The 22,591-nt window shown below is 74.0% G+C and carries 20 protein-coding genes; 16 read left to right on the top strand and 4 right to left on the bottom strand.

The window, feature by feature from the left end; translation table 11 throughout:
• The first annotated feature begins 14 nt into the window (after positions 1–14).
• From ACLFMI_RS09355 to ACLFMI_RS09300, 12 genes are all read left to right on the top strand, one after another.
• On the top strand, positions 15–752 hold the full coding sequence (locus ACLFMI_RS09355) for an enoyl-CoA hydratase-related protein (RefSeq protein WP_410947365.1): 738 nt from the start codon (positions 15–17) through the stop codon (positions 750–752).
• A 79-nt stretch (positions 753–831) separates the two neighbouring features.
• Complete coding sequence (locus tag ACLFMI_RS09350) at positions 832–2,433, top strand: ABC transporter substrate-binding protein (protein ID WP_410947364.1); 1,602 nt, start codon at positions 832–834, stop codon at positions 2,431–2,433.
• 30 nt (positions 2,434–2,463) lie between these two features.
• Complete coding sequence (locus ACLFMI_RS09345; protein ID WP_410947363.1) at positions 2,464–3,408, top strand: ABC transporter permease; 945 nt, start codon at positions 2,464–2,466, stop codon at positions 3,406–3,408.
• Positions 3,405–4,313 (top strand): ABC transporter permease, encoded by a 909-nt coding sequence (locus ACLFMI_RS09340; RefSeq protein ID WP_410947362.1) that lies wholly within the window; start codon positions 3,405–3,407, stop codon positions 4,311–4,313. The genes ACLFMI_RS09345 and ACLFMI_RS09340 overlap by 4 nt, the downstream gene beginning before the upstream one ends.
• Positions 4,313–5,344 carry an ABC transporter ATP-binding protein gene (locus ACLFMI_RS09335; RefSeq protein WP_410947361.1) on the top strand — a complete coding sequence of 344 codons (1,032 nt, stop codon included), beginning with the start codon at positions 4,313–4,315 and terminating at the stop codon, positions 5,342–5,344. The genes ACLFMI_RS09340 and ACLFMI_RS09335 overlap by 1 nt, the downstream gene beginning before the upstream one ends.
• Positions 5,341–6,447, top strand: coding sequence for an ABC transporter ATP-binding protein (locus ACLFMI_RS09330; RefSeq protein ID WP_410947360.1), 1,107 nt, complete (start codon positions 5,341–5,343; stop codon positions 6,445–6,447). Before ACLFMI_RS09335 ends, ACLFMI_RS09330 begins: the two co-directional genes overlap by 4 nt.
• Positions 6,444–7,721, top strand: a complete 1,278-nt coding sequence (locus tag ACLFMI_RS09325) for a CaiB/BaiF CoA transferase family protein (protein WP_410947359.1) — start codon at positions 6,444–6,446, stop codon at positions 7,719–7,721. The genes ACLFMI_RS09330 and ACLFMI_RS09325 overlap by 4 nt, the downstream gene beginning before the upstream one ends.
• Positions 7,718–7,888 (top strand): hypothetical protein, encoded by a 171-nt coding sequence (locus ACLFMI_RS09320; RefSeq protein ID WP_410947358.1) that lies wholly within the window; start codon positions 7,718–7,720, stop codon positions 7,886–7,888. The genes ACLFMI_RS09325 and ACLFMI_RS09320 overlap by 4 nt, the downstream gene beginning before the upstream one ends.
• Entirely contained in the window at positions 7,885–8,868 is a 984-nt protein-coding gene (locus ACLFMI_RS09315; protein ID WP_410947357.1) for an acyl-CoA dehydrogenase family protein, read from the top strand. The genes ACLFMI_RS09320 and ACLFMI_RS09315 overlap by 4 nt, the downstream gene beginning before the upstream one ends.
• Complete coding sequence (locus ACLFMI_RS09310; RefSeq protein WP_410947356.1) at positions 8,865–9,968, top strand: acyl-CoA dehydrogenase family protein; 1,104 nt, start codon at positions 8,865–8,867, stop codon at positions 9,966–9,968. The genes ACLFMI_RS09315 and ACLFMI_RS09310 overlap by 4 nt, the downstream gene beginning before the upstream one ends.
• Positions 9,965–10,756, top strand: coding sequence for an enoyl-CoA hydratase/isomerase family protein (locus ACLFMI_RS09305; protein WP_410947355.1), 792 nt, complete (start codon positions 9,965–9,967; stop codon positions 10,754–10,756). The genes ACLFMI_RS09310 and ACLFMI_RS09305 overlap by 4 nt, the downstream gene beginning before the upstream one ends.
• 165 nt (positions 10,757–10,921) lie before the next feature.
• The gene (locus ACLFMI_RS09300; RefSeq protein WP_410947354.1) at positions 10,922–12,913 is read left to right on the top strand and encodes an HNH endonuclease signature motif containing protein; all 1,992 of its coding nucleotides are present in this window, start codon (positions 10,922–10,924) and stop codon (positions 12,911–12,913) included.
• A 53-nt stretch (positions 12,914–12,966) separates the two neighbouring features.
• On the opposite strand, the gene meaB is transcribed toward ACLFMI_RS09300, so the two are convergent.
• From meaB to ACLFMI_RS09285, 3 genes are read right to left on the bottom strand one after another with little or no spacing between them, the layout of a single operon-like run.
• Entirely contained in the window at positions 12,967–13,947 is a 981-nt protein-coding gene (meaB, locus tag ACLFMI_RS09295; protein WP_410947542.1) for a methylmalonyl Co-A mutase-associated GTPase MeaB, read from the bottom strand.
• A gap of 2 nt (positions 13,948–13,949) precedes the next feature.
• Positions 13,950–16,142 (bottom strand): methylmalonyl-CoA mutase, encoded by a 2,193-nt coding sequence (gene scpA / locus ACLFMI_RS09290; protein WP_410947541.1) that lies wholly within the window; start codon positions 16,140–16,142, stop codon positions 13,950–13,952.
• Between the two features lie 29 nt (positions 16,143–16,171).
• Positions 16,172–18,058: a methylmalonyl-CoA mutase family protein gene (locus ACLFMI_RS09285; RefSeq protein WP_410947353.1), complete on the bottom strand. Its 1,887-nt coding sequence runs from the start codon at positions 18,056–18,058 to the stop codon at positions 16,172–16,174.
• Positions 18,059–18,329: 271 nt separating this feature from the next.
• On the opposite strand from ACLFMI_RS09285, the gene ACLFMI_RS09280 reads away from it, so the two are divergent.
• Genes ACLFMI_RS09280 through ACLFMI_RS09265 form a run of 4 tightly spaced genes read left to right on the top strand, consistent with a single transcriptional unit; the run spans position 18,330 to position 21,725 of the window.
• Complete coding sequence (locus ACLFMI_RS09280) at positions 18,330–18,851, top strand: MarR family winged helix-turn-helix transcriptional regulator (RefSeq protein ID WP_410947352.1); 522 nt, start codon at positions 18,330–18,332, stop codon at positions 18,849–18,851.
• A gap of 3 nt (positions 18,852–18,854) precedes the next feature.
• Positions 18,855–20,351, top strand: a complete 1,497-nt coding sequence (locus tag ACLFMI_RS09275; protein ID WP_410947351.1) for an acyl-CoA synthetase — start codon at positions 18,855–18,857, stop codon at positions 20,349–20,351.
• Positions 20,352–20,396: 45 nt separating this feature from the next.
• The gene (locus ACLFMI_RS09270; RefSeq protein ID WP_410947350.1) at positions 20,397–21,002 is read left to right on the top strand and encodes a molybdopterin-dependent oxidoreductase; all 606 of its coding nucleotides are present in this window, start codon (positions 20,397–20,399) and stop codon (positions 21,000–21,002) included.
• Between the two features lie 3 nt (positions 21,003–21,005).
• Entirely contained in the window at positions 21,006–21,725 is a 720-nt protein-coding gene (locus ACLFMI_RS09265) for an FAD-binding oxidoreductase (RefSeq protein ID WP_410947349.1), read from the top strand.
• An 18-nt stretch (positions 21,726–21,743) separates the two neighbouring features.
• On the opposite strand, the gene ACLFMI_RS09260 is transcribed toward ACLFMI_RS09265, so the two are convergent.
• Positions 21,744–22,502, bottom strand: coding sequence for an SDR family NAD(P)-dependent oxidoreductase (locus tag ACLFMI_RS09260; protein ID WP_410947348.1), 759 nt, complete (start codon positions 22,500–22,502; stop codon positions 21,744–21,746).
• Between the last annotated feature and the right edge of the window lie 89 nt (positions 22,503–22,591).

Raw genomic sequence — 22,591 nt, 5'->3', positions numbered from 1 at the left:
TGGAGGACCACACGATGGGCTCGATCGTCCTGGACAAGACCGACGGGGTCGCGACCCTGACCGTCGACTCTCCGGAGGTGCGTAACGGCCTGACCCCGCAGATGGGACGCGAGCTGGTCGCCGCCTGCGAGGACATCGACGCCGACCCGCAGATCGGCGCCGCCGTCGTGCGCGGGGCGGAGGGCACGTTCTGTTCCGGGGCGGACCGACGCACCTGGAAACCCGGCGCCGACCAAACCGAGGACTCCACGTTCCGGGACACCGGGGCGGTGTACAGGTCCTTCGTGCGGGTCGGGAACCTCGAGGTGCCGACGATCGCCGCGGTCCGCGGGGCCGCCGTCGGGGCCGGGATCAACCTGATGCTCGCCACCGACCTGCGGATCGTCGCCGAGGACGCCCGCTTACTGGCCGGGTTCCTGCGGATCGGGCTGCACCCCGGCGGAGGGTTCTTCACGATCGCCGGGCGCACCGCGGGCCGGGAGGCGACCGCGGCGATGGGCCTGTTCAGCCAGGAGGTCGACGGCCTGCGCGCCGCCGAGATCGGCCTGGCCTGGGCTGCGGTCCCGGACGCCGACGTCGAGGACACCGCACACCGGCTCGCCGCCGAGCCGGCCAAGGACCCGGCACTGGCCCGCGAGGCCGTCCGCTCGTTCCGTACCGAGCTGGGCCCTCCGGGACTCGGCTGGGATGCGGCCGTCGAGTTCGAGCGGGCGACCCAGATGTGGTCACAGCGCCGCCGCAACGCCCGCTGACCCTCGAGCGCGGCAGCCGATGCCGCGCCCGGGTGTGCCACGCAGGACTCGTGTGCCGCGCAAGGACAGGGAGGTCCCCGTGCGCAGTCCCCTCATCCACCGGCCGGCCCGTCGCCGGGTCGCGCTGCCGGCCGCCCTGCTGGCCCTGCTCCTGCTGAGCACCGCCTGCGGCGCCGGTACCGGCGCGCTCCCCCAGGCCGACCCCGGCCCGGTCCCGTGCCCGCCGGTCGCCCAGGGCTACGACCGCGACGCGGAGCTGACCTGGATCTACTCGGTCGACAACACCAGCTTCGACCCGGACACAATCACCTCGAACAACAGCCAGATGTACCTCTACCCGGTCTACGACAGCCTCGTGCACCTGAACGAGCAGGGCCGGGTGGAGCCGATGCTCGCCGAGTCCTGGACGCTGTCCCCGGACGGGCGCAGCGTGACCATGCGGCTGATCGACGACTGGACCTATCACGACGGCGCCCCGTTCGACGCCGAGTCGGTGCGCGCGAACCTGCTGCGCCACCGCGACATGGAAGGCTCGTTCAACGCCAACCGGCTGGAGTCGCTGGTCGACGTGCAGGTGCTCGACGAGCGCACCGTCCGGCTGGTCACCGATTCCTCGGCCGGCCCGCTGGTCTCGGTGCTCGGCGGCTCGGCCGGGATGATGATGAGCCCGGCCGTGTTCGACCAGCCGGGCCAGGACATCGCGCCCACCGGCGGCTCGGGGCCGTACCGGATGACCGGCTACGTCCCCGGCGACCGCGTCGAGTACACCCGGGTGCCGGGCTACTGGGACCCCGAGGCCGCGAAGGTCGCGAAGATGACCTACCTGATCTCCGGTGACGACAACGCCCGACTGAACGCGGTCACCACCGGCGCCGCCGACGTGACGTTCCTGCGTGCCAGCATGCTGCGCGCAGCCCAGGAGTCCGGCATGGTCATCTGCCAGCAACCCAGCCTGTCGCTGTACACGATGAACCTGAACACCAGCAGGTCCGAGTTCGGCAACCAGAAGGTGCGCCAGGCGATGACCACGGCCATCGACCGCCGCTCGATCAGCCTGCTGGTCAGCGGGCTGTGCCAGCCCACAGGGCAGATGTTCCCGGACTTCTACTACGCGGCGTCGCCGAACGTGAAGCCGCCCGCGTACGACCCGGAACGGGCGCGGGCGCTGCTGGCCGAGGCGGGCCTGCCGGACGGGTTCTCGTTCGAGCTCGAGGTGGTCAACCTGGACGTCTACCAGCAGATCGCCCAGGTCATCCAGGCGAACTTCGCCGAGGTCGGCATCGAGATGTCGATCACGCCCGTGGACCTCAGCACGCTGGCCGAGAACTTCTCGGTAGCCAAGAGCGCGGACGCGATCCTGTTCGAGCAGAAGGCCGAGTCCGATCCGAGCGTGGCCACCGCCGAGTACTACCGGCCGGACGGCTTCAACAACCCGGGCGGGTTCCGCGACCCGGAGATCCTGGCCGCCGAGGACGCGGCGTCCCGCGGCGCCACCCCGGACGAGCGGGCTCCCGCCTACACGCGGCTGTTCGACGCCGTCGCGCAGGCCCAGGCGCCGCACATCCCGCTGTGCAACCTGACCACGCCGTTCGTGCAGCGCCCGGACGTGGGCGGGGTGGAGATCTACGCCGACGCCGCCCGGCAACTGCGCGGCGTCGCCGTCAACGGTCCCCGTCCCTGACGACCGGCACACCTCGGAGAGGAGGTACCCGTGTTCGCGTTCCTGCTGCGGCGGCTGGCGGTCGCCGTCCCGATGCTCGTGGTCGTCAGCTTCTGCGTGTTCAGCCTGATCGTGCTCGTGCCGGGCGACCCGGCCGTGTCACTGGCCGGGGAGAACCCCGACCCGGAGCAGATCCAGGCCGTCCGGGAGCGGCTCGGCCTGGACGACCCGTTCCTGGTGCAGTTCTGGAACTGGTTCACCGGTGTCCGCCAGGGTGACCTCGGCGAGTCGCTGTTCTCCAGCCAGTCCGTGGCCGGCGCGGTGCTCGCCCGCCTGCCCACCACGCTGTCGCTGGCCGGGCTGAGCCTCGCGGTGGCGCTGCTGCTCGGGGTCTCGGTCGGGGTACTGGCCGCGATGCGCCCGGGCACGTGGGTGGACCGGCTGGCCACGTTCGGGGCCAGCCTCGGCATCGCCGTTCCCTACTTCTGGGTGGCGATGCTGCTGGTGCTGCTGCTGGCCATCAACGTCTCGATCTTCCCGGCCGTCGGCTACATACCGCTCTCGGAGAACCCGTGGCAGTGGTTCCTGCACCTGGTGCTGCCGGCGAGCGCGCTCGGGCTGGCCCCGGCAGCGGTCATCGCCCGCCAGACCCGGGCGGCCATGACCGGCGTGCTGGGCGAGGACTACGTCCGCACCGGGGTCGCCAAGGGGCTGCCGCCGTCGCGGGTGGTCGGCAAGCACGCGCTGAAGAACGCGGCGGTCCCGGTGGTCACCGCGTTCGGCCTGGAGGCCAGCAGGCTGATCGGCGGCACGGTCGTGATCGAGCAGCTGTTCGCGCTGCCCGGGCTGGGCAACCTGGCCTACAGCTCGGTGTTCGCCCGGGACGTCCCGATGGTGCAGGGGGTGCTGCTGACCGTCGCGGCGCTGGTGCTGCTGATCAACCTGCTGATCGACCTGTCCTACGGCTACTTCAACCCGAGGATCCGGCAGTCATGACCACCTCCGAGAACGCCACGGCCACCGCCCCGCCCGCCGCGGACACCGCGCCGCCACGGTCACTGGCCCGGGCCGGGTTCTGGCGACGCTTCCGGGCCAACCGGACGGCGTTCGTCGCGCTGATCGTCCTGGCCGTGATCGTGCTGGCCTCGCTGGCCGCGCCGCTCATCGCGCCGTACTCGCCGGAGGCGATCGACGTGCCGCGACGGCTGTCGCTGTCCACCCCGGCGCACTGGCTGGGCACCGACGGGCTGGGCCGGGACACGTTCAGCCGGCTCCTGCACGCCGGGCGGGTCTCGCTGTTCGCCGCCGCGTTCGCGGTCGCCATCGCTACCGCGATCGGGGTGCCGCTGGGGCTGCTCGCCGGTTACGTCGGCGGGAAGGTCGACTGGCTGCTCGGGCGTGCCGGTGACGTCCTGATGACGTTCCCGGCCATCGTGCTCGCGATCGCGATCATCGCGGCGACCGGGCCCGGGCTGCAGAACGCCATGATCGCCCTCGGGTTCGTCTACGCGCCGCGGCTGTTCCGGGTCACCCGGGCGGCGACGCTGTCGGTGCGGGCGGAGACCTACGTCGAGGCGTCGATCAGCATCGGGACCCCGGCGCGGCGGATCATCCCGCGCCGGGTGCTGCCCAACGTCGCGTCCCCGGTGCTGGTCCAGGTCTCGGTGATGCTGGCCGCGGCGCTGCTGGCCGAGGCGGCGCTGAGCCTGCTCGGCCTCGGAGTCACCCCGCCCACGGCCAGCTGGGGCGTGATGCTCGGCAGCGGTTTCAAGGAGATCCGCAACGCGCCGCTGCTGGTGTTCTGGCCGGGTGTGGCGATCGCGCTGGCCACGCTGGCGTTCAACCTGATCGGGGACGGCCTGCGCGACGCGCTCGGCAGGCAGAGCAGGAAGGCGAGCTGATGGAGGAGCAGGCGTCCACGACCACGACCGCCGACGCCGGCACGGCCGTACCGCTGCTGGAGGTGGACGGGCTGCGGGTCGAGTTCGCTACCGACCACGGCTGGGCCACCGTCGTCGACGGCACGTCGTTCCGGCTGGGTGCACGGGAGATCGTCGGGCTGGTCGGCGAGTCCGGCTCGGGGAAGACCGTGACCGGGCTGTCGGTGCTCGGTCTGCTGCCGCGCGGGGTGGGCCGGGTGGGCGGTGGCCGCATCGAGCTGGCGGGCCGGAACCTGCTGGGGCTCTCCGAGCGGGAGCTGCGCTCGATCCGCGGCAACGACGTTGCGATGATCTTCCAGGAGCCGATGACCAGCCTCAACCCGGCGTTCCGGGTCGGTGACCAGATCGCCGAGACGGTCCGGCTGCACCGCGGCGGGAGCCGGCGCGCCGCCCGCGAGCGGGCGATCGAGGTGCTGGGCCTGGTCGGCATCCCGCAACCCCGCAGGCGGGTCGACGACTACCCGCACGAGTTCTCCGGCGGGATGCGCCAGCGCGCCATGATCGCGATGGCGGTGAGCTGCGAGCCCCGGCTCCTGATCGCGGACGAGCCGACGACGGCGCTGGACGTGACCATCCAGGCCCAGGTCCTCGAGCTGCTCGCCGACATGCAGTCCGAGCTCGGGATGTCCGTGCTGCTGGTGACCCACGACCTGGGCGTGGTCGCCGAGGTCTGCGAGCGGGTGATCGTGATGTACGCCGGGCAGGTGGTCGAGCAGGCCGGGGTCACCGAGCTGTTCGACCACCCCCGCCACCCCTACACCGAGGGCCTGCTGGCCGCGATGCCCCAGCTCGGGACGCGCGAGCGGCGACCGTCCTCGATATCCGGGCGGACGCCGGAGCCGTGGGCGATGCCGCCGGGCTGCCGGTTCGCGCCGCGCTGCTCCTACGCGCTGGCCGGCTGCGAGGTGCCACCACCGCTGGTGCGAACCCGGCCCGACCACCTGACCCGCTGCATCCGCCACGACGAGCTGACCCTGGAGGCCGCGCGATGAGTGCACCGACCGGGATGACCGCCGACACCGGCACCGGGACCGGCGCGCTGCTCGAGCTCGAGGACCTGCACGTCAGGTTCGGCTCGCCGGGCCTGCGCGGGCGCGGACGGGTGCTGCGCGCGGTGAACGGGGTGACCCTGTCGATCGGACGCGGTCGCACCCTCGGGCTGGTCGGCGAGTCCGGGTCGGGCAAGTCCACGCTCGGGCGGGCGGTGCTGCGCCTGGTCCCGGTGCACGCCGGGCGGGTGCGCCTCGGCGGGCGCGAGCTGACCGGGCTACGCGGGCGGGAGCTGCGCGCGGCACGGCGGGACATGCAGATGGTGTTCCAGGACCCGTACTCGTCGCTGGACCCGAGCTCGCTGGTCGGCGACAGCATCGCCGAACCGGTGCGCGAGCACGAGGGGCTGTCCCGCCGGGACGCCGAGGTACGCGTGCGCGAGCTGCTCGAGGTCGTCGGGCTGCCCGGTGGGCACGCCGACCGCTACCCGCACGAGTTCTCCGGTGGCCAGCGCCAGCGGGTCGCGATCGCCCGCGCCGTCGCGCTGAACCCGAGCCTGGTGGTCTGCGACGAGGCGGTGTCCGCGCTGGACGTGTCCACTCAGAACCAGGTGATCAACCTCCTGGAGGAGCTGCGCAGCCGGTTCGGGCTGTCGTACCTGTTCATCGCGCACGACCTGGCCGTGGTGCGGCACATCGCGCACGAGGTGGCGGTGATGTACCTCGGGAACGTGGTGGAGACCGGGCCGACCGACCGCGTCTACGACTCCCCCGCGCACCCCTACACGCAGGCTCTGCTCTCGGCGATCCCGGCCTCGCACCCGCGCCGCGCCGGAACGGGGACGCGGATGCTGCTCTCCGGTGACCTGCCGGACCCGGCGAACCCGCCCGCGGGCTGCGCGTTCGTGACCCGGTGCCCGTTCGCCATGGACGTCTGCCGGGAGGTACCACCGGCCATGACGCCGGTGGACGGCGGTGGCGAGGTGGCCTGCCACCTGCAGACCACGGGGCCGGTCCTGGCCGGGCGCCCGCTGGACGCCGGCGGTGTCCGGGTCGGCCGCAGCGGCGGGCCGGACGTCGTGCCGGCTTCGGTGGAGGCTCCGTGACCGGCGCGCTGGACGGGATCACCGTCGTCGAGTTCGGGCAGTTCGTCTCCGTGCCGTTCTGCGGCCAGCTGATGGCCGACGCCGGTGCCCGGGTGATCAAGGTCGAGCCGCCGGGCGGGGACTCCTACCGCCGGTCGCTGCAGCTCGCCCCCGGGGAGAGCCGCCAGTTCGCGATCAAGAACCGGGGTAAGGAGTCCGTCGCGCTGGACCTCGGGCACCCGGACGCGGCGGCACTGGTGGACCGGCTCGCCGGGGTGGCGGACGTGGTGCTGGTGAACATGAGCCCGGCCGCGGTCGCCCGCCGCGGGCTGGACTTCGCCACGCTGTCGGCACGCCACCCGCGGCTGGTGCACGGGATGGTCACCGGCTACGGCACGGTCGGGCCGGACGCCGGGCTGCCCGGCATGGACGTGGTGATGCAGGCGCACTCCGGGCTGGTGGCCGCGCTCGGCGCGGAGTCCGACGGCGTCCCCCGGCACAGCGAGGTGCAGGTCGCCGACTACGCGTCGTCGTTGCTGCTGCTTGCCGGGGTGTCGATGGCCCTGGTGGCCCGGGACCGCACCGGGCGCGGCCAGCAGGTCGACGTGTCGCTGCTCGGCGCCGCGCTGACCGTGCAGAACAACCAGTTCTCGCACGTCGAGTCCGTCGACGGGTGGCGGGAGGGGTTCGTCGCCGACGAGCTGCCGCGGCTGCGCCGCGAGGGCGCGGACCGGGACCGGATCAACGCGGCCCGGGCCGCGCACCAGAGCGACAAGCTCACCCTGATCGGGCACTACCGGGTGTTCGGCACCGCGGACGGCGCCGTCTCCGTCGGTGCCGGCAGCCCGCCCACCCAGGAACGGCTGGCCGCGATCGCCGGGCTGCCGGTCGAGGTGCTGCGTACCGACCCGGACACCACCCGGGCACGACTGACCGAGCTGTTCGCCACCCGCACCAGCGCCGAGTGGGTCGCCGAGCTGCGCGCCGCGGAGATCCCGTGCGGCGAAGTCCGGGCCCTGGACGAGGTGCTGTCCGACCCGCACGTGGAGGCCGAGGGCCTGGTCGCCGACGTCGAGCACCCGGCGATCGGGCGTTACCGCGGGCTGGGCACCCCGATCCGGTTCGGCGACACCCCGTCCGACCCCACCCGGCCCTCGCCCGCGTTCGCCGCGCACACCACCGCCGTGCTCGACGAGCTCGGCGTCAGCCCCGACGAGATCGTCCGCCTGGTGCGCTCCGGTACCGCCGTGGCCGCGCCGGCACCGGACTCGACCGACCGGAGGAGCACCGCATGATCTTCACCCCGACCGTGCTGAGTCCGGAGGAGGAGCGCCTCCGGCGCGAGGTACGGGAGTTCCTGGTCGCCGAGCTCCCACCGGACTTCCGGCCGGCCTGGGCCTGGGTGGCGGGCACGACCCGGAGTTCTCCCGCACCCTCGCCGCCCGGGGTTGGGTCGGGATGACCGTCCCCCGCGAGTACGGCGGCCGGGGTGCGACCCCGGTCGAGCGGTTCGTGGTGGTCGAGGAGCTGCTCGCCGCGGGCGCACCGATCGTCGCGCACTGGGTGGCCGAGCGGCAGACCGCGCCGACGCTGCTCGCGTTCGGCACCGAGGAGCAGCGCCGCTGGTTCCTGCCGCGGATCGCCGCCGGCGAGTGCTGGTTCTCGCTGGGCATGAGCGAACCGGACGCGGGCTCGGACCTGGCGTCCGTGCGCACCGCAGCCACGAAGGTCGACGGCGGCTGGGTCCTGAACGGCACCAAGATCTGGACCAGTGCGGCGCACCTGAACCACTTCTTCGTCGTGCTCTGCCGCACCTCGCCGTCGGAGGACCGGCACGGCGGGCTGTCCCAGCTGATCGTCGACCTGCAGGCGCCAGGGCTCACCGTGTCCCCGATCCGCTTCCTGGACGGCGGCCACCACTTCAACGAGGTGGTGTTCTCCGACGTGTTCGTGCCCGACGACATGGTGCTCGGCGATGTCGGCTCGGGCTGGCACCAGGTCACCTCCGAGCTGGCCTACGAGCGGTCCGGGCCGGACCGCTACCTGTCGGCGTTCGGGCTGCTCAGCGCGTTCGTGCGGGAGTTCGCGGACGGGTTCGACGACGCGCGGCGCGCAGCGGTCGGGCGGGCGTCGGCAAAGCTCTGGACGATCCGGCAGCTCTCCCTCGCCGTCGCCCGGTCGCTGGAGCGGGGCGCGGCACCCGCGGTGGAGGCCGCGCTGGTCAAGGACATCGGGACGGTCTACGAGCAGGAGGTGGTGGAGATGCTGCGGCACGTCGCCGGTCAGGAGATCGACCCGGACGCGTCCGGGCTGTTCGAACGGCTGCTGGCCGAGGCGGTGCGCACCGCGCCGTCGTTCACGCTGCGGGGCGGCACGACCGAGGTGCTGCGCGGCATCGCGGCCAAGGGGCTGTCCGCCGGGTATGCGGGGGCCCGGCGGTGAGCGCCGGGGCGAACTCCCCGGGACGCTCAGCGGGAAGCGATCTGGATCTGGTCGGCGAGGCCGTCGGCGAGGTGCTGCGGGACCGCTGCACGCCGGAGGTCGTCGACGGCGCCGAGGAGACCGGGTGGGCAGCCGGGCTGTGGGACGCCGTGGCCGCCGGCGGCTTCCCGTGGGTCTCGGTCCCGGAGCGGGCCGGTGGGCCCGCGGTCGGCGGCTCGGTGGCCGAGGCGTGCGCGGTGCTGGAGCAGGTCGGCCGGTTCGCGGCGCCCCTGCCGGTGGCCGAGACCGGCCTGCTCGGCGGGTGGCTGCTGGACGCGGCCGGGCTGGCGGTCCCCGACGGCCCGGTGACGACGGCCGCAGGGCCGGTGACGCTGCGCCGCGCGGCGAACGGGTGGGTGGCCGACGGCCGGGTCGCCCGGGTCCCGTGGGCCCGGGTCGCCGCGCGGGTGGTGTTGCTCGCCGAGGGCCCCGACGGGGTCGCGGTGGTCGCCGTCGATCCCGCGCGGGCGGGCATCGAACCCGGGGTGAACCTCGCCGGCGAGCCGCGCGACACCGTGCACCTGGACGGGGTTGCCGTCGACGAGATCGCGGCGGCCCCCGACGGCCCCGACGCGCTGCGGCGGCGCGGTGCGCTCTCCCGGGTCGCGCTGATCGCCGGGGCGTGCGGCCGGATCCTGGAACTGACCGTGGCCTACACCAACGACCGGCACCAGTTCGGCCGCCCGGTCGCGCGCTTCCAGGCCGTCGCCGCGCATCTGGTTCGCCTGGCCGAGCAGACCGAGGCGGTGCGGGTGGCCGCGCGGGTCTGCGCGGCCAACGCCGGGGCCGGGGACGACCGCACGCCCTCGGCGTTCGACGTCGCGGCCGCGAAGTCGGTCGCCTCCGAGGCGGCCGGGACGGTCGCCGCCCTCGCGCACCAGGCCACAGGGGCGATGGGCATGACCCGCGAGTACGAGCTGGGCAGGCTCACCCGCCGTCTGTGGTCCTGGCGCGAGGAGTACGGCGGGGAGCGGGAATGGAGCACCCGGCTCGGAGCGTCGCTGGCCGCCGACGGGGCGGACGCGCTGTGGCCGACGATCGCCCGGGGGGCCGTGGCATGACCGACCGCACCGGGAACGGGCTCGTCGTGCAGGTGCGCGACCGCGTCGCCACCGTCACCCTGGACCGCCCGGAGCGGCTCAACGCCCTGTCCAGCGGCCTGCAGGCGGATCTGGTGCGCGCCTTCGACGGCTTCGACACCGACGACGACGTCTGGGCGGTCGTGCTCACCGGCGCCGGCTCGAAGGCGTTCAGCGCGGGCATCGACCTCAAGGAGGTCCGCGAGCACGACAGCGGGGCGTCGAGCGGGCTGCGACCGATGGCCGGGCTGTCCCGCAACGTGTTCGAGACCGTCCTGGAGTGCGGCAAACCGACGGTCGCCGCACTCAACGGATGGGCGTTGGGCGGGGGCTGCGAGCTGGCGCTGGCCTGCGACGTCCGCCTCGCCGCCGACCACGCCCGGATCGGGCTGCCGGAGGCCAAGCGCGGAATGGGAGCGAACTTCGGGACGCACCTGCTCGCCCGGATCGTGCCCCGCGGGATCGCCTACGAGCTCCTCTACACCGGTGACGACATCGACGCCGCCGAAGCACACCGCTGGGGGCTGGTCAACCGCGTCGTGCCCGGTGAGGAGCTGGCCGCGCATGCCGGCGCGCTGGCCCGGCGGATCGCCGGGAACGCGCCGCTGACCGTGCGCCGGTACAAGGCGGCGATCGGACGAGGCGGTGAGCTGCCGCTGGCGTCGGCTCTCCGGCTGTCTGTGGGGCCCGACCCCTACACCAGTGAGGACCGGGCCGAGGGAGTGGCCGCGTTCGTCGAGAAGCGGGCGCCCGTGTGGCGGGCGCGGTGACCTGGGCTCATCCCTGCTGCACGCCGGCGGTCACGCGCGAGGCGCAAGCCGACATCGCCATCGAGCGCGCGGCGGCGCGCGGCCCACCCCGTGTCTGCGGCGGGCTCGATGTCAGGAGCCGCCGTCGTCACGGAAACTGTCGGGGGTCGACGGTATGTTCGAATCATGGAGGCAGCGGAGGTACCCGAGGAGCTGGCGGCGATGCCCGCCGGCGCCGAGCTGGCCGCCGCGCTGCACGCCGTGCCCCTGGCCGCGGTCCCGAACGACCGGATGCTCGACGTCCTGCGGGCGCACTACCGCCAGCTCTGTCACGAGCAGGCTCGGTTCGCCGCGGCGATGGTCGAGGTGGCCCGCTGCGACGGCATCCCGGGCCCGGGCGCGGTCGCGCGGACCGCCGGCCCGGACCGGTACGCCGAGCACGAGTCCCGGGCCGCCCTGCGCTGGACGCGTTCGGCCGCAGAGGCCGAGCACGCCATGGCCGAGTTCGTGCACGGCGAGCTGCCCGTCGTGTTCGCCGCCTGGCTGGCCGGGGACCTCGACCGCCCCCGGGTCCGGATCTTCGAGCAGTACCTCTTCGGGCTCAGCGCCGACCAGATCGACGCCGTCTGTGCCACGGCCGTCCCCCGGGCACCGGGCCTGACGACCGGGCAGCTGGCGGCGCTGCTGCGACGCATGGTCATCGCGGTCGATCCCGACGCCGCCGCCCGCTGGTACCGCAAGGGGGTCCGCGAGCGCACCGTCACCGCCTACCTGGCCCCGGACGGCACGGCGACGATCTCCGCGAGGGGCTTGCCGCCGGACGAGGCCGAGGCCGCGTGCCGGCGCATCGAGGACCTCGCCGAGGCGGCCCGCCGCGCCGGCCACCCCGGCCGGATCGGCCAGATCCGCAGCGAGGTGTACCTGCGGCTGCTCGACGGCCGGTTCCACCACCTGACCCGCGACGAGATGATCGCCGCGCTACTCGCCGACCCACGGCCTGAGGACCGGAACCCCGCCGGTACCGACGGCAACACACCTGACGACACCGGGCCCGACGACACCGGGCCCGACGACAGGCCCGACGGCAATCCACCCGACAGCGGCCCCGGAGGCGGTCCGTCCGACGACCCGCCGGACAACCGTCCGCGGGGCAGCTCCCCGGCCGGCGATCCCGACAACGGCTCGCCCGACACCGACACGACCGAACGCAGCTCGCCCGGCGGCGACTCACCCGACGGCGATACCTCCACCGCCGCGCCCGACAGCGCGCCTGATACCGCGCCCCCGGCTCCTGCCGCCGGTGCCCGCCGGGACCAGCGCCAGGGAATCGAGATCCGGGTCGGGTTGTCGACCCTGCTCGGTCTCGACGACCACCCGGGCGAGATACCCGGGCTCGGCCCCGTCCTCGCATCCGTCGCACGGTCCCAGGTCGCTACGCAGCCCCGCGCCCGGTGGCGCTTCGCCGTCATCGGTTCGGCCGGTCAGCTGCTCAGCGAAGGACTGATCCGCCGCCGCCCGCACGGCACCTCGCGCTCCGGCCCGGTCGGCGGGATCGTCGAACTCCAGCTCCCCGAGGCCCTGCTCCGCGACCTCGCCGCCGACCCGGCCCGGGGCGGACGCTGGAGCGCCGTCGTCGCCGACATCGCGGCCCAGCACGCCCGCCGCGACCGCCACCTCCACGATCTCGACGCACGACCGGGCGACCGATTCCCCGGCGCCGGGTTGCGCCGGCACACCGAGATCCGCGACCGCACCTGCACGTTCGCCGGCGTCTGCCGTCGCCCCGCCCGCGCCTCCGCGCAGGACCACGCCCGCGACAAGGCCAGCCGTGGGCCGACGACACGATCGAACCTCGGGCCCGTCTGCCACTACGACCACGCCGTCAAGCACCGGGCGGGCTGGACGGTCACCCGCGACGACGACGCCGCGATCTGGCACAGTCCTCTCGGCGGCCACTATCCGGCCCGCGGGGAGTTCCTCCACCCCGACCTTCCCGTTCCCACTCCCGAACCCGACGCCCTCTGGACTCGGGACGCGCGGAACGATCCGGTCCCCCCGACCGGGGTCGACGAACAGCCCATCCTCTGTCGGCCACCGCCCAGCGGGACCGACGAGCCACCACCCGCCCCACCGGCGCCGCCGCAGGGGCCGCTCGACGACGACCCGCCACCGTTCTGACCCCAGGAACCGCCTGGCGGCGCCGTCTCCGGCCGGCCCGGCCGGACACCCGGCTATCCCAGCGCGTCCAGGATCGTCTGCGCCGCCAGGGTGGGCGTCAGCTCGCCCTGGCGGACATCGGCGGTGAGCCCGGGCAGCTTCTCCTTCAGGTCCGGGTCCTGGCGCACCCGGTCCATCAAGCGGTCGCGGACCATCTGCCACATCCACTCGACCTGCTGGTCGGCGCGGCGGGTGGCCAGCTCGCCTGCCTCCTCCAGCGCCACCCGGTGCGCGGTGACCTGGTCCCAGACCTCGTCCAGCCCCTTGCCGGTGTGCGCGGAGCAGGACAGCACGGGGGTCCGCCAGTTCTCCGACGTCGGCGTCATCATGTGCAGCGCCCCGGCGAGCTCGCGGGCCGCGGCCCGGGCGTCGCGCTCGTGGTTGCCGTCCGCCTTGTTGACCGCGACGACGTCCGCGAGCTCCAGGATCCCCTTCTTGATCCCCTGCAGCGAGTCGCCGGTGCGGGCGATCGTGAGGAACAGGAAGGTGTCCACCATCCCGGCGACGGTGATCTCGGACTGGCCGACGCCGACGGTCTCGACCAGCACGACGTCGTAGCCGGCGGCCTCCATCACGACCATCGTCTCCCGGGTGCGCCGGGCGACCCCGCCCAGCGTCCCGGCGGTCGGCGAGGGCCGCACGAAGGCGTCCGGGTCGTTGGACAGCTGCGGCATCCGGGTCTTGTCGCCCAGGATCGAGCCCCGGGTGCGGGTGGACGACGGGTCGACGGCGAGCACCGCCACCCGGTGCCCGGCGCCGGTGAGCCGGCCGCCCATCGCCTCGATGAACGACGACTTGCCGACGCCCGGCACCCCGGAGATTCCGACCCGGACGGCGCTGCCCGCCTTCGGGGTCAGCTCCAGCAGCAGCTCCTGGGCGGCCTTCTGGTGGTCGGGCCGGGTGGACTCGACGAGCGTGATCGCCCGGGCGAGCAGGGTGCGGTCACCGTCGAGCACACCCCGGGCGAGCGCGGCCGGGTCGGGGATGCGCGACACCATCAGTCGGCGTACACGCTCCCTCCCGGCTCCCCGGACCCGGACCCGGCTCCGGGCTCGGAGTGCCCGAGCACCGCGGACAGCTTCCCGAGCAGATCCACGGCGGCCTCGGCGATCACCGTGCCGGGCGGGAACACCGAGGCGGCGCCCATGTCCAGCAGGGCCGGGACGTCGGCAGGCGGGATCACGCCGCCGACCACGACCATGATGTCCTCGCGGCCGGCCTTCGCCAGCTCTGAGCGCAGCTCCGGGACCAGCGAGAGGTGGCCGGCGGCCAGCGAGCTCGCCCCGACGACGTGCACGTCGGACTCCACGGCCTGGCGCGCGACCTCCTCCGGGGTCTGGAACAGCGGGCCCACGTCGACGTCGAAACCGATGTCGGCGAACGCCGTGGCGATCACCTTCTGGCCGCGGTCGTGGCCGTCCTGGCCCATCTTGGCGACCAGGATCCGGGGCTGGCGTCCCTCGTGCTCGGCGAACTCGCCCACCAGCTCGCGGGCGCGCTCGATCGCCGGGCTCTGCCCTGCTTCGTCGGAGTACACACCGGAGATGATGCGCACCTGACCGGAGTGCCGCCCGAAGACCTTCTCCAGCGCGTCCGAGATCTCCCCGACCGAGGCCATGTTGCGGGCCGCGTCCACGGCCAGGCCCAGCAGGTTCTCGTCGTCGCCGCGCTTCGAGCCCTCGGCGATCTTCTCGGCCGCCCCGGTCAGCGCACGCAGCGAGGAGTCGACGGCCCGGTCGTCCCGCTCGGCGCGCAGCTTCTGCAGCTTCTCCAGCTGCTCGCGGCGCACCTGGGCGTTGTCGACCTTGAGGACCTCGATCTGCTCGTCGGCCTCGACGACGTACTTGTTGAGGCCGAACACCGGCTGGCGGCCGGAGTCGATCCGCGCCTGTGTGCGGGCCGCGGCCTCCTCGACGCGCATCTTCGGGATGCCGGCGTCGATCGCCTCGGCCATGCCGCCGGCCTTCTCCACCTCGTCGATGTGCGCCCAGGCCCGGCGGGCGAGGTCGTAGGTGAGCTTCTCGACGTAGTAGGACCCGCCCCACGGGTCGACCACGTTGGTGGTGCCGGACTCCTGCTGCAGCAACAGCTGGGTGTTGCGGGCGATCCGCGCGGAGAAGTCGGTCGGCAGCGCGAGCGCCTCGTCGAGCGCGTTGGTGTGCAGCGACTGGGTGTGCCCCTGGGTCGCGGCCATCGCCTCGACGCAGGTGCGGACCACGTTGTTGTAGACGTCCTGGGCGGTCAGCGACCAGCCCGAGGTCTGCGAGTGCGTCCGCAGCGACAGCGACTTCGCGTTCTTCGGATCGAACCGGTGCACCAGCTTCGACCAGAGCAGGCGCGCGGCCCGCATCTTGGCGACCTCCATGAAGAAGTTCATGCCGATCGCCCAGAAGAAGCTCAGCCGGGGCGCGAACGTGTCGATGTCCAGCCCGGCGTCCACCCCGGCCCGCAGGTACTCCACGCCGTCGGCGAGGGTGTAGGCGAGCTCGAGGTCGTTGGTCGCCCCGGCCTCCTGGATGTGGTAGCCGGAGATCGAGATCGAGTTGAACTTCGGCATCTTCGCGCTGGTGAAGCCGAAGATGTCGGAGATGATCTGCATCGAGGGCTGCGGCGGGTAGATGTAGGTGTTGCGGACCATGAACTCCTTCAGAATGTCGTTCTGAATGGTTCCGGTCAGCTTCTCGGGGCTCACCCCCTGTTCCTCGGCCGCGACGATGTAGAGGGCGAGCACCGGGAGCACGGCGCCGTTCATCGTCATCGACACCGACATCTTGTCCAGCGGGATGCCGTCGAACAGCTGGCGCATGTCCAGGATCGAGTCGATCGCGACGCCGGCCATGCCGACGTCACCGGCGACCCGCGGGTGGTCGGAGTCGTAGCCGCGGTGGGTGGCCAGGTCGAAGGCGATCGACAGGCCCTTCTGCCCGGCGGCCAGGTTGCGCCGGTAGAACGCGTTCGACTCGGCCGCGGTGGAGAACCCGGCGTACTGCCGGACCGTCCACGGCTGGTTGGTGTACATCGTCGCGTACGGCCCGCGCAGGTACGGCGTGATGCCCGGGTAGGTGCCCAGGAAGTCCAGCCCGTCCCGGTCGGCCGCCGTGTAGAGCGGCTTGACGCCGATCCCCTCGGGCGCCTCCCAGGTGGGCGCGGACCCGGTCCACTCGGCGGACGGGGTGGTGCCCGAGCGCAGCGGGACACCGGTGAAGTCGGGAATCTGAGTCACTTCGACCCCTCCAACGAGGCGTAGACGTCGTCGATGACGGCCAGGGCGTCGCACCCGGAATAGAGGTACCCGTCCACCCCGGGCACCTGCTCCTTGGGCCTGCCCGCCAGCAGGATCCGGGTCGCCCCCGCCGCCCGCAGCGCGGCCGCGGTCTCCGCGGCCCGCTCGTCGTAGAGCGCGTCCGACGAGCACAGCACGGCGACCGGCGTCCCGGAACCGCCGAAGGCGTCGACCACCTCCTGCACGGTCTTGGTGGGGCCGGCCTCGACGGCGTCGATCCCGCCGGCCCCGAGCAGGTTGCGGGTGAACCCGACGCGCGCGGTGTAGGTCGCGAGCGATCCCAGCGTGGCCAGGAACACCTGCGGCCGGTGACCGGTGCTCGCGAGCATCCGGTCGGCGGTGTCCCGGCGCTCCTCGTAGGCGGCGGCCGGGCGGTAGAGCGGCAGTCCCTCCCGCTCGAGCGGCTCCGGCAGCGGGATCCGTTCGACCGGCTTCTCCTCCAGGTCTGCGAACTCGGAGACCCCGGTCAGGGGGGCCTTGCGGCGGGCCACGTCGGACTCCCGCTCGGCCCGGACCTCCGCCACCTTCCCGGCGACGAGCCCGGAGTCCAGGGCCGCGAGGACGCCGCCGGCGCCCTCGACCTCCTGGAAGAACGCCCAGGCGGCCTCGGCGAGGTCCTCGGTGAGGTGCTCGACGTACCAGGACCCGCCCGCCGGGTCGATCACCTGGGCCAAGTGCGACTCCTCGATCAGCAGGCCCTGGGTGTTGCGGGCGATCCGGCGGGAGAACGGCTCGGCGATGCCGAGCGCCGCGTCGAACGGCGGCACGGTGACCGCGTCCGCCCCGCCGACGCCGGCCGCGAACCCGGCCACGGTGCCGCGCAGCATGTTCACCCACGGGTCGCGGCGGGAGAACAACGCCTCGCTGACGACGGCGTGCTGGCGCTGCGGGACCTCGGTCGTCCCGCTGGCCTCCAGCACCCGGGCCCACAGCCGGCGGGCCGCGCGGAGCTTCGCGATCGTCGGGAACTGGTCGGGGGTGGCGGCATAGCGGAACTCCAGCAGCCGGGCGGTGGTGTCGATGTCCAGCCCGGCGCCGGTCAGCGTCCGCAGGTAGGCGACCCCGGAGGCGAGCGAGAAGCCCAGCTCCTGGGCGTCCGAGCCACCGGCCTCGCGGATCGCGGTGCCGTCCACCGTGATCGCGGTGACCTTGCCGAACGAGCCGGCCACCCGCCGCGCGGTCGCCACCACGGAGTCCACCTCCGGTCCGGACCCGGCACGGGCGCGCAGCCCGACCGGGTCGAGGCCGAGGCTGCCGAGCAGCTCGGCGTCCTCGACGCCGAACCGCTGTGCCAGGTCCAGGTAGGCACCGGCGGCCTCGACGGCGTCGGCGCCGGCGTCCAGGGCGACCCCGGCGAGGTCGAGGTGCATGCCTTCCAGCGCGCGGGCCAGGTCCGCGACCGGGACGCCGCCCGCGCCGACCCGCAACCAGATCGAGTTGACCCCGGACTCCAGGTCGGCGAGCAGCGCCTCGCGGACCGCGGCGGGGTCGGTGCCGGCGTGCCGCTGCCGGACGTCCCAGCCCTCGGTCACGTGCCCGGCCGGGTTCGCCCCGCGGGTGAACGGCCAGGACCCGGGCACACCGGTCTCCGGCAGGTCGGTGACGTCCTCGGCGGCGTAGAGCGGGGCCACCCGGATCCCGTCCGCGCTGGTGCGGGTGAGCGTCTCGACGCCCGCGCCCAGCCCGGCGTCCTCGGAGATCCGGCCGGATCTGCGCGCCACACCGTCCGCGGCCTCGAGCCACTGCTCCCGGGTCACCGGGTCGAACCCACCGGCGAGCACCAGCTCGTCCGGCTCCACCGGGCCGTCGGAGTCGTCCGTCATGCGCTCTCGTCTCCTCACCGGCCTGCAGGCGGGCTCCGTCGCCCCGCCCGGCACGCCGTCCTGCATCGCCGAAGTGCAGCGGAGTCTAGTGAGAGGGTGCCCGGGCGGGCAGCGCCTGTGGCGAGGCGCGCACGGCGTGTGACACACCCGACGGACCCGACCGGCGGCGCGGGCGTACCCGGACCGGCGCCCTGCGCTCCCCGGACGGCGGTGTGCACGTGACCCGCGCGGCGGCACGCGGTCACCGGCACCGGTTGCCTAGGCTGACCGGGTGTCCGCCATCCCGTCCACGTTGTACCTGGTCAAGCAGCTGGAGCTGGCCGTGCGGTCGGTCCTCGACGACCTGCTGCGCCCGCACGGCCTGAGCGCGCCGCAGTACACCGCGCTCACCGCGCTGGCCGCGCGCGACGGGCTGACCTCGGCCCAGCTCGCCCGGCGCTCGTTCGTGACGCCCCAGACGATGCACGAGCAGGTGCAGGCGATGGAGCGGGCGGGACTGCTGCGCCGGGAGCGGGACACCGTGGACCGGCGGGTGATGCTGGTCCAGCTCACCGAGGAGGGACGGAACCTGATGCGAGCCTGCGCCCCGGAGGTCGCCCGGCTGGAGAAGCTGGTCGAACAGACGATGGACGGCCCGGAGCTGGCCGAGTTCCGGGACCGGCTCGGTACCGCACACGGCGCGGTGCTGCGCGTCGTGCGGGACGGGGCGGATCTCCCCGACCCTCCCGAGGCCGACGCCCCCGACACCGACACTCCCGAGGCCGCCGGCCCGGGCACCGCCGGGCGGGTCTGACCGGTGCGGGCGCTGCGTGACGACGGCCTGGGGTCCTGGCTGCACCGGCGGTCCCGCACCCGCGGCGGGCACCCGGCCTGGTCCGGCGACGACGGCGTCGCGGTCACCTACGCCGAGGCCGCCGCCCGTGCCGACCGGGTCGCGGCCGGGCTGCGCGGGCTCGGGGTGCGGCGCGGGGACCGGGTGGCGTACCTGGGCCCGAACGAACCGGCGTTCCTGGAGACGCTGTTCGCGGTCGCGTCGCTGGGGGCGGTGTTCGTGCCGCTCAACACCCGGCTCGCGACGCCGGAGCTGCAGTTCCTGCTCGACGACTCGGGCGCGGTCGTCCTGGTCACCGACGCCACCGCCACCGCTGGCAGCACGGCCCTGACCGGTCCGCGGACGGTGCGCCCGGCCGAGCTGTCCGCCGACCCGGGCCCGGCGGGGCCGCCGGACGTGCCGGTGACCCTGGACGACCCGGCGGTCCTGCTCTACACCTCCGGCACCACCGGGCGCCCGAAGGGCGCGGTGCTCGAGCACGGGCACCTGACCTGGAACGCGGTCGACGTGCTGCTCGACGTCGACCTGCGGGCCGACGAGCGGGCGTTGGTCTACACCCCGCTGTTCCACTCGGCCGCGCTCGGGATGGTGTCGCTGCCGGTGCTGCTGCGCGGCGGGGCGCTGCACCTGTGCTCGGCGTTCGACCCGGACACCGTGCTGCGCCGGGTCACCGAGGAGCGGATCACGGTCATGTTCGGCGTGCCCGCCACCTACGACGCCGTCGCCGCGCGCCCCGGGTTCGCCGGGGCCGACCTGACCTCGCTGCGCACCCTGCTGTGCGGTGGCGCGCCGGTCCCGGACGCGACGATCCGCACCTGGCTGGAGCGCGGGCTGGTGTTCCTGCAGGGCTACGGCATGACCGAGGCCTCCCCCGGCGTCCTGCTGCTCGACGCCGAGCACGCCCGGTCCAAGGCCGGCTCGGCCGGGGTCCCGCACTTCTTCACCGACGTCGTCGTGGCCGGCCCGGACGGCGAGCCGGTCCCGCCGGGCGGGCGCGGTGAGGTCCTGGTCCGGTCCCCGCACGTGATGCGCGGCTACTGGAACCGCCCGGACGCGACCGCGGAGGTGCTCGACGACGGCTGGTTCCGGTCCGGCGACGTCGCCACCGTGGACGACGACGGCTACGTCCGGATCGTCGACCGGATCAAGGACATGTTCATCTCCGGCGGCGAGAACGTCTACCCGGCCGAGGTGGAGAGCGCCGTCCACGACTTCCCGGGCGTGGCCGAGTGCGCCGTGATCGGGATGCCGGACGAGCGCTGGGGCGAGGTCGGGCGGGCGGTGGTCGTCCCCGCCGACGGTGTCCTGGTCGACCCGGAGGAGCTGCGGGAGTTCCTGCGCGGGCGGCTGGCCTCGTACAAGGTCCCGAAGTCGGTGGTGTTCACCGGGGCGCTACCGCGCACGCCGTCCGGCAAGATCCGCCGCAACGAGGTCGCCGGGGCCCAGCGCGGCTGCGGGTGAGCGCGGCCGGGGAACAGACCGGCGGCGTGCGGCGCTGATCGAGACATGTCCCCCGTGACCCGTGGCTTCGTCGGTCGCCGCCGTCGCGACCCGCGCCTGCCTCCCGGCCAGTACGACGTCGGCGACCAGTGGCCGGTGCTCACCGCCGAGCGCGCACCGAACCTGGACATCGCCCGCTGGACGTTCCTGATCGAGGGCCTGGTCGAGCACGAGGCCGAGTGGACCTGGGACGAGATCACCGCCCTGCCCCGGGAGCGGTGGGACGGTGACATCCACTGCGTCACCACCTGGACCAAGTTCGGAATGCGCTGGAGCGGGGTCTCGCTGGACACGCTGCTGGCGGCGGCCGGGCCGCTCCCGCAGGCCCGTTACGTCGTCGCGCACTCGCACTCCGGCTACACCACCGACCTGCCGCTGGCCGACGTCACCGGCGGGAATGCCTGGCTGGCGTTCGAGGCGCAGAACGCGCCGCTGACCCGCGAGCACGGCGGCCCGGCCCGGCTGCTGGTGCCGCACCTCTACTTCTGGAAGAGCGTGAAGTGGGTGGCGGGCCTGCGGCTGACCGCCGAGGACGAACCCGGGTTCTGGGAGCGCAACGGCTACCACGACCGCGGCGACCCGTGGGCCGAGCAGCGGTTCCAGGGCGACTGAGGCGTGCCGACGACCACCTCCCGCCGGACGCTGCGCTGGCAGGCCGCGAGCGTCCTGGAGATCCGCGACGAGGCACCGCGGGTGAAGACGTTCCGGTTGCGGTGCGAGCAGGTCTCGGAGCACCTGCCCGGCCAGTACTACGTGCTGAGGCTGACCGCCGAGGACGGCTACACCGCCCAGCGGTCCTACTCGGTGGCCTCGGCGCCGGACGGCACCGCGGAGATCGACCTGACCGTCGAGCGGCTGGACGACGCCGAGGTCTCGGAGTTCCTGCACGACGTCGTGGTTCCCGGGGACGTGCTGGAGCTGCGCGGCCCGGTCGGTGGCTGGTTCGCCTGGGACGGTTCCGGGCCCGCGCTGCTGGTCGGCGGCGGGTCCGGGCAGGTCCCGCTGGCCGCGATGCTCCGGCACGCCCGCGCGCTCGGCCGGCCGGACCTGGTCCGGATGCTGGTGTCGGTGCGCACCCCGGACGACCTGTTCTTCGGCGACGAGCTGTGCGGTCCCGAGGTCCGGCCCGCCTTCACCCGGCGGGCCCCGGACGGTGCGCGGCGACCGGCAGGCCGGCTGACCCCCGACGACGTCGCCCCGCTGGTGCGCGACGGGCAGACGGCGTACGTGTGCGGCTCCGCCGCCTTCGCCGGCGCCGCCGCGGACCTGCTGGCCGCGGCCGGCGTCCCGGACAGCCGGATCCGGATCGAGCAGTTCGGCCCGACCGGCACCTGAGATCACCGGTGGCCGGGATCACTGGGCCGCGTAGCCCCCGTCGACGAGGTGATAGCTGCCGGTGACGAACGACGCGGCGTCCGAGGCCAGGAACGCTACCAGGTGGGCCACCTCGTCCGGCCGGCCGAGCCGCCCGCTCGGGTGCAGCCCGGCCAGGCCGGCCCGCGCCTCGTCGTCGAGGTTCGCGGCCAGCAGCGGGGTCTCGATGAATCCCGGCCCGACGGCGTTGACCCGCACACCGGACGCCGAGTGCTCCAGGGCCGCGGTCCGGGTCAGCCCGACGACGCCGTGCTTGGCCGCGACGTACCCCGCCGAGCCGGCGAAGCCGACCGAGCCCAGCACCGACGCCATGTTCACGACCGCTCCCCCACCGTGCCCGGTGATCGCCGGGATCTGCGCCTGCATCCCGTGGAACACCCCGGACAGGTTCACCTCGATCACCGCGCGCCAGGCCTCCTCGGCGTGCTCGCCGACCGGCTCGCGGTCCCCGCCGCCGATGCCGGCGTTGTTCACCGCGACCCGCAGCGGCCCCAGCCGTTCCGCGGCGGCGACGGCGACGCGCGCGTCGCCGGGGTCGGCGGCATCCCCGACGAAGGCCTCGGCCGTCCCGCCCGCGTCGCGGATCCCGTGCGTCACCTGCCGGGCCGCTTCCTCCTGCAGGTCGTGGACCAGCACCGCGGCCCCGTTCGCGGCGAGCAGCCGGGCGATCGCGGCACCGATGCCGGACCCGGCCCCGGTGACGATCGCCGCACGGTCCCCGACGTCATAGGTTGCCATCGTCGACTCCCCCCTTCCGGGTGGCCGCGTCGCCGACCCGCCGCGTCACCGTCCCATCGCCGGCGCCGCCCGCGCACCCACCACCGCAC

The sequence above is a fragment of the Pseudonocardia nantongensis genome (assembly GCF_046546495.1).
Taxonomy (GTDB): Bacteria; Actinomycetota; Actinomycetes; order Mycobacteriales; family Pseudonocardiaceae; genus Pseudonocardia; species Pseudonocardia nantongensis.
This window is presented reverse-complemented; position numbering and strand designations above follow the sequence as displayed.